The sequence below is a fragment of the Streptococcus canis genome, assembly GCF_900636575.1.
Lineage (GTDB): Bacteria > Bacillota > Bacilli > Lactobacillales > Streptococcaceae > Streptococcus > Streptococcus canis.
In genome coordinates this window covers 1,058,198-1,072,037 of record NZ_LR134293.1, presented here as the reverse complement: position 1 = coordinate 1,072,037, position 13,840 = coordinate 1,058,198, and the positions used below count along the sequence as shown (strand labels likewise).

The following is a 13,840-nucleotide window of genomic DNA, read 5'->3' as shown; positions in this document are numbered from 1 at the left end:
GAACATCGTTAAGCCGCTAAAATAAGGAAAGGACCTCTGACAAAACAAAAAAGAACAGAGCCTCTAGTAGCACCTGTTCTTTAGCATTTAGAAACTTTGTTTTTTCGCCTGACGTTCCGCACGACCTTTAGCACGACTTGCTGCGCGACGTTCTTTACGACGTTTTTCATCAACAGCCCACTGAATTTTTTTCTTGTAACCTGGTTTGACTTTTTTCTTTTTCTTTTTGACCAAACCAATCATTTCTGTGTCTAACTTTTGATAGGCTTTTTCACGGTTTTGACGGCGATCACGGTCATAAGTATCCTGAAACTCTCCATTTTTAAGCATTTTTGGAGTAAAGGCAATCCCCATTTTTTCCAATTCTTTGATGTCTGAGTCGTCACTTGGCTGGTAAAGGGTAATAGCAGTGCCCGGCATGCCATTTCGACCAGTCCGTCCTACACGGTGGACAAAGAAGGACAAGTCTTGTGGGATGGCATCGTTAATAACATGACTAACTCCCTCAATATCAATCCCACGCGCCGCTAAGTCTGTGGCAACAATGTATTCAAAGTCCAGTTTTTTGACCTGATTCATGATTCGCTTGCGTTCTCTTGGAGGAATACCACCATGAATCTTAGCCACTTTCAAGCCATTAGCTACTAAAAAGGCATACAAGTCATCTGCACGTTCTTTGGTATTGACAAAAAGCATGGCCATATAAGGTTGCATGGCTTTGAGAATCTCTAACAGTTGACCATTCTTATCACGTCCTTTTGTCGATACAAGCCAGTTATCAATAGTATCTGCGATAACGGTCTCTGTCTTAATCTGTTCAATAACAGGATTGGTCAAGTATTTTCTCAAAAAGGGTTGGAGTTTTTGAGGAATGGTCGCTGAGAAGACTAAAATCTGAACTGATTTTGGAAGTGAAGCAGCAATCTTATCAACGGTATCTAAAAAGCCCATATCCATAGTCATATCAGCTTCGTCCACCACAAATGTCGTTGCCTTGTAGATCTCTAAGTCTCCAGACTTGACCAAGTCATAAATACGACCTGGTGTGCCGACCACAAGATGAGGTTGACTACTCTTTAACTTTTCAATTTGACGGAGTTTGTCTGTACCGCCAACATAGTTGGCCAAACGAATTTCTTTTTGGGAATGCTTTGCAATTTGCTTACAGGCATCAAAAATTTGAGTAGCTAATTCACGACTTGGTGCTGTAATAACCACTTGGACTTCTGCCTTATCCTCATCTAATTTTTCAAAGATTGGCAACAAAAAAGTATGCGTCTTCCCAGAACCTGTTTTAGATTCCCCAACTAAGTCACGACCTGAGCTAACAACAGGAATCAGCCGTTGTTGAACCTCTGTTGGGTTGACAAAACCAATCTCCTCCAGCGCCTGCTGAATATAGTGTTTAAAATGATAATCTTTAAATGACATGTTTTACCTCGTTTTCTTCCATATTATATCATTAATGCGATAGACAAGCAAAAGGAGTGGGGCAGCACGCACAAAATCAGTATTTGTGGGCCGTCTCCACTCTCTTATCTCTAAGAATGCAGTTGTAAAATTAGCTATCTCATAGCTTATCTTAAATAGGTTTTGACTTTTTTGAAACTAACTTTTAGAACAAGTATAAGATTGCCAAGACAACTAAACTAGCAAGGGAGCCTATTGTCCACAAGAAAGCATCAACTTGCCACTCTGACCACTTCTTATCTCTACCAGACAAGCCGCCTAATTCTAAATGGTGGTGAAATGGCGTCATTCTAAAAATACGATGACCCTCTCCATATTTTTTCTTGGTGTACTTAAAATAGGACACTTGCAACATGACTGAGCTTGTTTCAAGAACATAGACCAATCCAATCATCAGCAAAGTCCACTCCTGACGAAGAGCAATAGAAATAGCAGCTAGCATAGCACCAAGGGCTAAACTCCCCACATCTCCCATAAATACCTTGGCAGGCTTATGATTAAAGAGGAAAAAGCCAAGCAGAGCACCAATCATGGTTCCAATCAGTAACAAGACATCAAATTGACCTTGAACGTAGGCAATAACTCCATAAGTCAACAAGCTAATCACCACCGAGATAGAGGCTAAACCATCAATACCATCTGTTAGATTAACAGCGTTAGAGAAACCAACCACCCAAAATAAAACAAAGAACAGGTAGAAGATCCCCAAGGGCAGTTCATAGCCAAACACATTGATAGAAGAAATACCGCTTGGACTAACATGTAAAAAGTAGAAAATCAAACCGCCAACTAACTGTAATACGAGCTTTTGTTTAGCAGTTAAGCCTTCATTGATTTGTTTAAAGATTTTTAGAAAGTCATCCAAAAAACCAATAATCCCGTAGATAAGAACAACAGATAAAATCCCTGAAATCAACCCTAAACTCTGACCATTTTGAAAGAAAAAGAGCCCAAAGAGAAAGGATATACCGGTTGCTACTAGAAGAAAAACAGTTCCTCCCATTGTAGGTGTTCCAGCCTTAGCTAAGTGCTGCTTGACGTCTTCATGCATCTGTTGCCCACCAATCTTCTTTAGTTGGTAGAACTTGATAAAATGAGGCATTGCAAAGGCAGTTAACATAAGGGCTATGGTTCCTGCGATAAGGGTTAAAAACATGTTAGTCTCCTAAAGTAATGGTAATTTTTTTAATTTTTTTCAAGGATTTGCCAACATCTAAACTTTGTTTAGTGACACGACCAGAATCTGCCCCTTTAAAGGTAACATCAATTCCGGTCCACTTGGCAAAGGTTTTAACATTGGACTTGGTCCAGCCATACATATCTGGTAACTCAGTAAAATGATCAGAAAGAATGAGAAGCTGTTGATTCTCAGCCAACTCATTTCCTGTTTTTTGCGATACTTTTTTAATCTTGCTACCAGTTCCAAGGACAATAGGCTGCACTAGATTACGGCGTAATTCGCTAGAGGTCTCACCAGGACTTTTCCCAATAAAGTCTGGTAGTTTATAAGTCGCTTTGTGAGCTACATCTGCTGCAGCAGGTCTTGTCAAGGTATCCTGCATCAAGTAAGCTTCCTCTAGAACAGGGTTGACCACATCTTGCCAGAAGAGATTACTCCAATGTTCTGGCTTGGTCATGGTCACATACATCAAAAAGTCTGGCTTATCTGCGGGAACCATGGCTACAACTGAATAGACATAGTTGGTCAGGCCGCCATCTTGATAACCACTACCGTCCTCGGTGGCAATTTGAGCAGTCCCTGATTTAACAGCAACTGGAAAGTTTCCAACCTTGATAATAGGCCCATAAGTTTTGGAATAAAGGGTTCCAAATTCAGGGTCTGTTCCGACACCTACCATGTATTGTCTAGTCTCACTAGCAGCTTTTTTGGAAACAGGTTTCCCGACAACTTCTTTATCTGCTGTCCTAAAGCTAGCTGTGTTTGGGTCATAAATTTGGCTGATAAATTGAGGTTCCAACATATCACCATCATTGGAAATAGCAGTGAAAGCTCTCAGCATTTGAGTCTGAGTAACGGAAATCCCTTGACCAAAGGCACTCATGGCCTGGGTAACAATATTGTCAGAAGGAAAGATTCCGGTATCTTCATCGTTCAAACCAAAGCGAGTTGGAAAACCAAAACGGAATTTAGTCAGGTAGTTCATCCACTTGGCATTACCCATCTTCTGCTCCAATTTAGTCATGCCGACGTTACTTGAGAAAGCGAACCCTTGCGCATAAGTCATATACTGTCCTGTGGAAATGCCTTCGTTGATAGACCAGTCTTGAATAGTAGCGTCTGCAATGGTTAACCCATTAGCATTACTGAAAGTTTCTGTTGGGTTAAAGACCTTGTCATCAATAGCCGCTGCCAATGTCATGACCTTCATGGTAGATCCTGGTTCAAAGTTCCCTTGATGAAGCGCACTATACCACTTATAATGCTTGTTTTCTAATCCTTTTAAGGTATCGGCATTATAAGTTGGACGCTGCGTTGTCGCTAAAATTTCACCAGTCTTGGCATTAACCAATGTTGCACTGGCCAATTCACCATTGGATTTAGCCTGAAAAGCATCCATTTGCGTTTCCAAGAAAGTCTGGATGGGCTCAGAAAGCGTGGTGTAAATATCCTTACCATCAACAGCTTTTTTAACGGTCTTACCAGTTCCTAGTAGGGTATTCCCATTTCGATCTTTCTGATAGGTAATGACTCCATCTTGGCCTGATAAAATCTTATCAAAAGAGGCTTCTAGACCTGATTTTCCTACTAAACTTTTGACACCAGTCTTTTTGTCTTCAGTTAGCGAAGCTAGCCCGATAAATTCTGAGGCAAAGGTGCCATTTGGATACATACGACCAGGGCTAGCGGTAAAAGCAATGCCCTTGATTTTAGCAGCTTCCATCGCTTTTTGGATAGTAGACATGGTGCTATAAGAAATACCAGACCCTGATGGCCCAAAAGCGACTTGGAAGAGCCCCTTACGTTTCAATTGCTTGATGACATCCTTTTTCTTCATGCCCAGATGTTCTTTTAAAATATCAGCCACCTTATCGTATTGAGAAGGCTGCACATAGAGCTTTTCATCAGAAGCTGAAACAAATGATTTATCAAGAATAGCATAGATGCTGTAAGTAGTTGAGTCCACAGCAATAGCCGTTCCATTTCGATCATAGATGGTACCACGTTTGGCTTGAACTGTTACCGTTTCTTGGTAAACTTTTTTTGCCCCCTCTGACAAACTGACCCCGAATTTTTGATCCGTTCCGATGATGATCATGAAGTTGATAATGAAGATAAAGAAAACGAAGATGGTTAAGAGCATCATGTTTTGCCCTACTCGAACGCGGTTCTGGACGGGAGTTCTTCGATCACGCACCACATAATCTAAAAAGTATTTTTGCCATTTTCTCATAGATTACTCGACTTTCTTGATGTTGTCATTACGGTTGCTTAAACCAGCTTTGCCTGCAATGTCAACAATACGATCACGCCGTGACAATTCATTAACCTCTTGCTTGGCATTGTTAAGCTCTGTTTTTTTATCCGAAATTTGGCTGTTTAAGCTGGTAATATCTTGTTGCAACTGTAATTTTCGACTCTGGAGGTAAATAATACTCACAGCCATTGTAATAGCTGTAATGATAATGGTAGCATAAAAAGCTTTCTCAATTCTCGAGAAAGTTCTTATTCTTTTTTGTAAGGCATTTGTGACTGCCTGAGTTCTTTTTTCATTTGTCATAGGCTTATTTCCGGATTTTTCTGGCAACACGTAATTTAGCCGAATGTGCCCTATTATTGATAGCTAGTTCTTCCTGACTAGGTAAGATCGGCTTACGTGAAACAAGTTCAAATTTAGGTTTCATGTCCTCAGGAATAAAAGGTAACCCTTTGGGCACATCAACCGTGCTAGCTTCTTTAAAGAGTTGCTTGGTTAAGCGATCTTCTAAAGAATGGAAGGTAATGACTGAGATACGACCATCAAGGGCTAATAATTCCATAGCGTCCTGAATAGATTCGTCGGCTGCGCCAAGTTCATCGTTAACTTCAATGCGAATAGCTTGAAAAATCTGTTTTGCAGGGTGGCCTTTTTTCTTCAATTCTTTAGCTGGCTTTGCTGCCTTGATCAATTCTGCCAATTCTGTTGTTGTCTCAATAGGTTTGACAGCTCTTGCTTGCTCAATTTTCCGAGCAATCTGCTTAGAGCATTTATCTTCTCCATATTTGAAGAATAGTTTGACTAAATCATTGAATGAATAAGTATTCACCACTTCGTAGGCAGTTAAAGGAGCCTGACGATCCATACGCATGTCCAAAGGTGCGTCTTGCTTGTAAGAAAAGCCTCGCTCTCTTTCGTCCAACTGCGGGCTGGAAACACCAAGGTCGTAAAGAATCCCATCAATTTCGGTCACACCAAGAGCTTCTAAACGTGCCTTGAGATGTCTAAAATTATCCTTGATAAAGGTTACTTGTCCTTTGTCAATATAAGGTTTTAGAATAAACTGTGCATTATCGATGGCTTTTTGGTCTTGGTCAAAACAGTAAAGGTGACCTTGCTCGCTAAGTTTGGACAACAAATAAGCTGAATGGCCTGAGCCACCTAGCGTTGCGTCAACATAAATCCCATTAGGCTTGATGTCAAGCATGTCCACTGTTTCGTGAAGAAGTACGGTCACATGATGAAATTCTTTTGTCATAACTTTAATTGTACCATACTTCAAAAGGTTTAGAAATGAAAAAGTAAGAGAAAAGGGTTTCATTCCCGAGAGAATCTTCCTTTTCTCTAACCTTGTTCTTTTTGTTCGTTATCAGCTAAGTCAACTTAGCAAGTGCTGATTTAGCCGTTGTTTCTAGATCTTCAACTGCTTTTAAAAGATGCTTTGATTCCTTAATGACACGCCAGTCCGTCACCGGATTATCTAGCCAAATATCTAAGGTTTTATCCCAACTAGTATTTGGTATCTCAGTTAATAACAACCTATCAACATCTGCCAGCTCTTTTTGGCAATTTTGAATAGTGGCTTGTAAGTCTATTAATAATTGGTTGACCTTACTCATTTTTCGACGTTTGATCCAGCTGACCAGCATACCATCTCCAAAAAGATCAAAATAGCCCCAATTTCGGACAAGTTCCAATTCCAAATGAATCACCTGAATCTGATGTAAAAGTTCTTCTAAAGCAACCTTTGCTTCTTCTTTTTCTCTTTCATTAGTCATTAAGGAATCTCCTAGTACCTTATTCTCTAATATGCCCATCTCCATTAATATAAAATTTAGTGCTGGTCAAGGCTTCTAAGCCCATTGGCCCACGGGCATGCATTTTCTGAGTGGAAATCCCAATTTCAGCACCCAAGCCAAAAACAAAACCATCTGTAAAACGGGTGGAAGCATTGACATAAACAGCGGCAGCATCAATCGCATCTTGGAAGGTAGTTGCCGCCTTAATATCGTTTGTAATAATGGCTTCGGAATGGTGGCTGCTGTAATCATTGATCCAAGAAATAGCTTCCTCTAAAGAAGAAACCGTTTTAACAGACATGATATAATCTAAAAATTCTGTCTCAAAATCCTCTGTTTTTGCAAGAACTGCCTGATTAAATAACGGCAAAGCCTTATCATCTGCTCGCCACTCTACTGGCTGAACCTGATTGATAGCTTTTTCAAGCATAGGAATAAAGGTTTCAGCCACAGCTTCATGAATCACCAATCCCTCAGCTGCATTACAGACACTTGGGCGTTGGGTTTTAGCATTGATAACAATCTTGGTAGCCATATCTAAGTCAGCTTGAGCATCGACATAAATATGCACATTGCCCACGCCTGTTTCAATGACAGGAACTTTTGCTTTTTCCTTAACCGTTTGAATTAACTTGGCACCTCCTCTAGGGATTAAGACATCCACATAATCCGTTGCTTGCATTAATTCTTCAGCGACAGCATGTGATGGATCCTCAACTAATTGCACAACGTCAGGATTGATATTTGCTGCCTCTAAACTGCTCCGCATCAGATTAACCAATGCCATATTAGAATGAAGGGCGTCTTTTCCTCCCCTGAGAATGATAGCATTGTTGGTTTTGAAAGCCAGACTAAATGCGTCCACTGAAACATTGGGACGACTCTCAAAAATCATAGCAATTACTCCTAAAGGAACTCGCTTTTGGAGGATTTTAAGGCCATCTAGGTTAGTGTAACCTTTCACCACTTCTCCGATAGGATCAGCTAAATCAGCAACCTGTTGAACTCCCTGGGACATCGCTTCAATCCGTTCTGCTGTTAAACGCAAACGATCGATCATGATGTCAGAAATGCCATGCTCCTTGGCCTTAGCCAAATCTTTCTGATTTTCAGCCAAAAGGAGGGCTGTTTGCTCAACCAAGGCTTTGGCTAAAGTTCTTAGAAAGCGATTTTTGGCTTGGGTGGCTAAAGGAGCTAGATCCATACTAGCAGCCTTGGCTTTTTGTCCTAACCTTCTCATATCAGTCATATGTTACCTCTTCTACCTGCTTGAACCAAGTGCCTAAAGGTTGCCCTTCTAGCACTCGTAAAATATCTCGGGGATTGGCCCCGTTCATCAAGACCATCTGCCCTTTGTTTTCAAACACCATTTGGGCAGACTGCACCTTACTTAGCATCCCACCTGTACCAAATCTACTACCAGCACCACCCGCTGACGCAATGATTTCTTGACTAATGTCAGCAACATGGCTTCGTAACTGTGCATCCTCATAAATGTTAGGATTTTTATCAAAAAGGCCATCAATGTCAGACAACATGATTAGCAAATCAGCCTTAGTAATCCCCGCTACGATAGCAGAGAGGCGGTCATTATCCCCAAATTTAGTAGCATGATCCATTTCATCAACACTGACTGCATCGTTTTCATTCACAATCGGGACAATGCCCAAACTGATAAGACTCTCAAAGGCATTGGTAACATTAGCTAGACTTTCTGGGAAAACAACGACATCCCTAGTCAGTAAAATTTGCGACACATTGGTTTGGTAATGGGCAAAAATTTGAGAATAAAGGCTCATCATGGCCACCTGACCCACACTAGAGACGGCCTGTTGCTTCGCAAGATTGATCGGACGTTTTTTCATTTTCAAAATGTCTAGTCCAAATCCCATCGCTCCCGACGACACCAGAATCACTTCCTTGCCCTTATTCATCAAGCTTGAAATCACAAAAGCCAGTTGGTCGATTTTTTCCAGATTAATTTTGCCTGTTGGCAAAACAAGAGAGCTGGTTCCAATTTTAATTACAATACGTCTTACATTTTCAAATTGTCGTTTCATCATACCCAAATTATAGCATAAAAACAGCCCTAGAGGACTGTTTTTCCGATAATGACTGCTTTTAGCCTTCATCGTTCTTAGAGCTTATCTAAGGTTTTCCAGAAGGTTTTTTGAATCCAGAATTGAGCCAGCCCCAATCCAACCAAGAGAATCAAAGCCAAGAGAATGTTAATCAATAGTAATTGCTGTGTCATAGTAGCAAGAATAACCGCAAAAACAGCCACCGCACCACCCAGTATTAAATGACCAAACATGATTCCCATCATCAACCATTGCCCATTGCCTCTGGTGAAAAGCTGTGTCATGTCTTGCCATTTCAAATCCAGGAGCTGATAATCACGACGATACATCCATTCGCCCTGAATAATCATAGACAGAGCAAATCCTAGACAAAAACTGAGGACTAAAAGAGGATGGAGATGTAAGACAAACATCCCTAAGATGGCATAGATGATTAAAGGGATAATAAGTTGCAGTCCTACCAGCAGGCGGAATTTATCAAGCAAGAACGTTTTGAGCTTGATTGGCAAGCTTTTCATAAAAGTAAAGTTCTCTTTTTCAAGTGAAATCCCAACACCAACAAAAGTAGTTGGCGGGGTACACATACTACCTAGGGTAACACCTACCAGTAGGGCTACTCCAAAGAAATTTGGAGACAAATGCCCAAAGAAGTCTGTCCCTCGAGACATGACTGGGGCGATAAAAATCATGACATACATCAAGGGCATGAGGTAAGTTTGCGTTAATAAAGTCGCATTTTGCAAGGTCAGTAAATGGTGTTTTCGTAATAACTGTGCTAAATCTTGCTCCTTGTAAACACGACTCACTGGCTTTTTAGTTTGTTTGGCCTTATTTTCATTACTAAGGTAAAAGGCGTCGCGATAATAAGCTGGCATCACTTTTGTAACGATACCATATAACATCACTAAGATAAGTACCAGAGGTAACCAAAAGTTAAGCAGAGCTTCAGTAGAAAACGGCGTCTGGACAACATCATAGAACCCTTTGAAATAAGGAATAGTTGGGTAATCAGCAAATATTCCTTCTGACATCGTACGCTTATTGTTACTGATATTAATCGCAACAATCAAGACAAAGGCGCCAAAGGTTGAGACAAACATCATTAAGGTAGAAATCAACTTACGCCTACGACTTCGGACAATCAGTTTTCCAATCCAAGCATTGAGATAAATAGCAAGTACCATGGAACTGACTAACAAGACCAGAAAAATCAAGGCAGCTACTAAGAGAGCTAAAGGATTTCCTAATAATTGCCAGTAAGCAATCAAAAAGAGAGAGACCAAGGGCATTAAAAAGATAGCACCCATTCCCAATGACGAAACAACCTTGGCAATATAGAGTTCTTCTGCCTTGACTGGCAGATGAACATACAATTTCAGATCATTGCTTTCATAAAAAATCGTGTAAAGAGAGGTAAAGGCCATTAAGGTTGACATGACAAAGAATATAGCAATGTCAAAGGAAAAAAGTCCTGGATAATAACTAAAATCAACACCAAGAAACATAAAAATGTAAATGACCAAAAACACGGCAAGCATTAAGGCTTGTTGTCTCATCATGCTTTTATAAGCCTTGAAATTTTCTTTCGGGTGCTTTTCCTGACGTTTTTTGAGGTTAGCTAAACTTTGTGGATTGGAATAGAGGATATTTATCTTTATAAGTTCCCAAATAGTGGACCAATTCATACCATCACCCCTCTTCTTGTGCCTTCCGACCTGCAAGCTCTAGGTAAATGCTCTCCAAGTCTTTTTCAGGATGATGTTCTTTTAAGTCATCAATGGTACCCACAAAAATTAACTTCCCTTTTTTCAAAATTCCAATGCGATCACACAGTTGCTCAGCGACTGATAGCACGTGAGTTGAAAAGAGGACTGTATGACCCGATGCCGCATGGGATTTCATCATTTCCTTAAGATCAAAAGAAGCCTGAGGATCCAAACCTGTTAATGGTTCATCCAGAATCCAGATACTAGGGTCTGACACCAAAGCACCAATCACAATCACTTTTTGACGCATCCCATGTGAAAAACTATCAATGGTTTGGTTAATTTCATCTTTTAACTCAAAGAGGGTTGTTAGGTGGTCCAATCGGGTTTCCCTGTCCTCATCTGACACACCATAAATTTTAGCCAGAAATTGCCAATATTCGTTTGCAGTCAAATTCAAGAAAATATCAGGAGAATCCGGCACATAACCAATTTGTTTTTTAATAGCTTCTCGATTTTCTTCAAGGGGTTTTCCATCTACAAATACCTCTCCATAACTCGCCTCAATAATAGAAGTTAAGATGCTAATGGTCGTGGTTTTGCCTGCTCCATTATGGCCAATAAGACCAAAAATCTCACCATTTTTTATAATCAGATTTAAATCACTAAGGGCTTCTTTATCGCCATATAGTTTTGAAACATGGTTAAATTCTATCATGGTATCCTTTTCCTTTTCTACGCTTTAGCTATCCTAAACTGATGATACTTCGTCTAAAATATATTTCTCCAATGACTTTTTAAAGTAGCAGAGTGATTTTGGAAGCAACATATCATTGACAAGTAAATAGTTGTCCAAATCTTGATTTAATTGGTTTGCAATCACTAGAGGATTGCTATTTTTAATTAATTTGTTGGAAGCCGATAAAAATAGACGTGACAAGTCAGCATTTTCACGGTTTTCCGGATAATCATAAGCCTGCTTAATCACATCGTATAAGCACTTTCGTTTCCTTTCCATTCTACCTCCTTTTTGTACTATTAATCTAATACAATTAAGTAATATCTAAATCATAATCTTTCTGGACAATTTTGTCAATGACTTATTCTTAAAAAATCTTGATTTAAACGGAAAGAAACAGCCTACAATTGCTTTTTAAAAAAACAGGGTAAATCTGTGATTTACCTTGTTTGAGGATTCTTGAATTAGAGTGATTTGTATAAATCAGTTGCATTTGCCACAGTGAAACCATATTCTTCAAAGATACGATTTCCTGGAGCTGAAGCACCCCAAGTGTCAATGGTCAACGTTTTTCCTGCTAGGCCAACATATTTTGCCCAGCCAAAGCTTGAACCTGCTTCGATAGCGAGACGTTTAGTCACAGCTGCTGGTAGGATATTTTCTTTATACTCTGCTGACTGTTCGTCAAAGATGTTTTGTGATGGCATAGATACCACACGCACATGAATGCCTTCTGCTTCAAGAGCTGCTTGGGTATCCATGGCCAGTTTCACTTCTGAACCTGTTGCAATCAAGATACCATCAAGGTCACCCTTAGCTTCTGACAAGATATAAGCCCCTTTGTTGAGACCATCTTCTGCCAATTCTTTTGTGCCTTCAAGCACTGGAAGGTTTTGACGGGTCAACACAAGCATAGTAGGACGATCTGTTTCAGCAATGGCACGTTTCCAAGCAGCATTTGTTTCATTACCATCAGCTGGACGAATGACGTTCAAATTAGGCATTGAACGAACACTTGCCAATTGTTCAATTGGTTCATGAGTTGGACCGTCTTCACCAACTGCAATAGAATCATGAGTCATGACATAAACAGTTGGTAAGCTTTGAAGTGCTGCCATACGAACAGCTGGAAGAAGGTAGTTTGAGAAGACGAAGAAGGTTCCTCCGTAAACACGTGTTCCTCCGTGAAGGGCAATACCATTCATGGCTGCAGCCATGGCAAATTCACGGACACCAAACCAGATGTTACGGCCTTCATAGTGATCTGGCTGGAAGTCTGTCTCAGCTTTTACCATAGTATTGTTGGAAGCTGAAAGGTCTGCCGAGCCTCCCCAGAAGGAAGCTACTTGTTCTGAAATTTGTTGAATAGCTTGCTGGCTTGACACACGACTAGCCATTGAACTGCCAAGTTCATGAGCCTCAAGCTCCACTTGAGCTGCTTCGTTAGCAAAAGCTTTTTTGTATTCTGCTGCTAATTCAGGATACTCTGCTTCATAAGCTGCAAATAAGTCATTCCAAGCTTGCTCTGCTTTTTCACCACGTGCTTGAAGGCCTTGGGCAAATCGCTCAGTCACTTCAGCAGGTACTTCAAAGTCTTGATAAGTCCATTGGTAAGTTTTCTTGGCAAAAGCAATGCCTTCTGCTCCAAGAGGAGCACCGTGAACTGCTGAAGTTCCTTGTTTTTCTGCACCAAAACCAATGATAGTTTTCACTTCGATGATAGTTGGTTTATCAGTTTCAGCTTTGGCAGCTTCAATAGCGGCTGAGATTTCCTCTAAATCATTTCCGTCTTTCACAAGAATGTGTTGCCAACCGTAAGCCTCAAAACGTCCTTTCACATCTTCTGTGAAGGCCATTGAAGTAGGACCGTCAAGAGAAATATCATTTGAATCATAAAGCAAGACCAATTTGCCAAGTTTTAAATGCCCTGCCAAACTTGCTGCTTCTTGACTGACCCCTTCCATAAGGTCACCGTCACCATTCAAAGCAAAAGTGTAATGGTCAACAATATCAAAGTCTGGTTTGTTAAATTTAGCTGCTAGGTGAGCTTCTGCCATCGCCATACCAACGGCATTCGCAATCCCTTGACCAAGAGGTCCTGTGGTTGCTTCAACACCATCTGTGTGGTTCACCTCAGGGTGGCCCGGTGTTTTAGAGCCCCATTGACGGAAATTTTTCAAATCATCAACTGACAAGTCATATCCTGCCAAGTGTAGTAAGCTATAAAGCATGGCACTTCCGTGACCTGCTGATAGGATAAAACGGTCTCTATTTGACCAATTACGGCCTGTTTTCGGATTAATGTTCATGAAGTGATTCCATAAAACATAGGCCATAGGTGCGGCCCCCATTGGAAGGCCTGGGTGTCCAGAATTTGCCGCTTGAATAGCATCCATTGATAGGGTGCGGATAGTATTTACTGCCAACTGGTCAATTGCATCAAATGTCATAAGTAAAACCTCTCTGTTTATTACAACTAAAATTAAACGTTTTCTATTGTCTATTGTATCACAAAAATAGACGCTTTTTCAGAAAATCCCTTAAAGTTCCTAAATCTTTTCTTCTTTACGTCCATGAAAAACCGTCATTGAACAAGCTCTTGTTGATG

The 13,840-nt window shown here is 40.5% G+C and carries 12 protein-coding genes; all 12 read right to left on the bottom strand.

Translation table 11 applies throughout. The features are described from left to right. Positions 1-87: 87 nt before the first annotated feature. Positions 88-1,431 (bottom strand): DEAD/DEAH box helicase, encoded by a 1,344-nt coding sequence (locus EL097_RS05565; RefSeq protein WP_003044802.1) that lies wholly within the window; start codon positions 1,429-1,431, stop codon positions 88-90. Between the two features lie 184 nt (positions 1,432-1,615). After that, the gene (gene mraY, locus EL097_RS05560; RefSeq protein ID WP_003044803.1) at positions 1,616-2,626 is read right to left on the bottom strand and encodes a phospho-N-acetylmuramoyl-pentapeptide-transferase; all 1,011 of its coding nucleotides are present in this window, start codon (positions 2,624-2,626) and stop codon (positions 1,616-1,618) included. A gap of 1 nt (position 2,627) precedes the next feature. Beyond that, complete coding sequence (pbp2x, locus tag EL097_RS05555) at positions 2,628-4,883, bottom strand: penicillin-binding protein PBP2X (RefSeq protein ID WP_003044805.1); 2,256 nt, start codon at positions 4,881-4,883, stop codon at positions 2,628-2,630. A 3-nt stretch (positions 4,884-4,886) separates the two neighbouring features. Beyond that, a complete protein-coding gene (gene ftsL / locus EL097_RS05550; protein WP_003044807.1) occupies positions 4,887-5,210 on the bottom strand; it encodes a cell division protein FtsL in 324 nt (107 codons plus the stop codon). A 4-nt stretch (positions 5,211-5,214) separates the two neighbouring features. Then, on the bottom strand, positions 5,215-6,165 hold the full coding sequence (gene rsmH / locus EL097_RS05545; RefSeq protein WP_301951228.1) for a 16S rRNA (cytosine(1402)-N(4))-methyltransferase RsmH: 951 nt from the start codon (positions 6,163-6,165) through the stop codon (positions 5,215-5,217). Positions 6,166-6,280: 115 nt separating this feature from the next. Continuing rightward, on the bottom strand, positions 6,281-6,685 hold the full coding sequence (locus EL097_RS10595; RefSeq protein ID WP_003044813.1) for a hypothetical protein: 405 nt from the start codon (positions 6,683-6,685) through the stop codon (positions 6,281-6,283). 19 nt (positions 6,686-6,704) lie between these two features. After that, positions 6,705-7,955, bottom strand: coding sequence for a glutamate-5-semialdehyde dehydrogenase (locus EL097_RS05530; protein ID WP_003044816.1), 1,251 nt, complete (start codon positions 7,953-7,955; stop codon positions 6,705-6,707). Beyond that, positions 7,948-8,769 carry a glutamate 5-kinase gene (proB, locus tag EL097_RS05525; RefSeq protein WP_039994871.1) on the bottom strand — a complete coding sequence of 274 codons (822 nt, stop codon included), beginning with the start codon at positions 8,767-8,769 and terminating at the stop codon, positions 7,948-7,950. Before proB ends, EL097_RS05530 begins: the two co-directional genes overlap by 8 nt. Before the next feature lie 74 nt (positions 8,770-8,843). Beyond that, positions 8,844-10,472: an ABC transporter permease gene (locus EL097_RS05520; RefSeq protein WP_003044824.1), complete on the bottom strand. Its 1,629-nt coding sequence runs from the start codon at positions 10,470-10,472 to the stop codon at positions 8,844-8,846. 4 nt (positions 10,473-10,476) lie between these two features. Then, the gene (locus tag EL097_RS05515) at positions 10,477-11,211 is read right to left on the bottom strand and encodes an ABC transporter ATP-binding protein (RefSeq protein WP_003044829.1); all 735 of its coding nucleotides are present in this window, start codon (positions 11,209-11,211) and stop codon (positions 10,477-10,479) included. Positions 11,212-11,244: 33 nt separating this feature from the next. Beyond that, on the bottom strand, positions 11,245-11,511 hold the full coding sequence (locus EL097_RS05510) for a bacteriocin immunity protein (RefSeq protein WP_003044832.1): 267 nt from the start codon (positions 11,509-11,511) through the stop codon (positions 11,245-11,247). A gap of 185 nt (positions 11,512-11,696) precedes the next feature. After that, positions 11,697-13,682 carry a transketolase gene (gene tkt, locus EL097_RS05505; RefSeq protein WP_003044835.1) on the bottom strand — a complete coding sequence of 662 codons (1,986 nt, stop codon included), beginning with the start codon at positions 13,680-13,682 and terminating at the stop codon, positions 11,697-11,699. Positions 13,683-13,840: the final 158 nt, after the last annotated feature.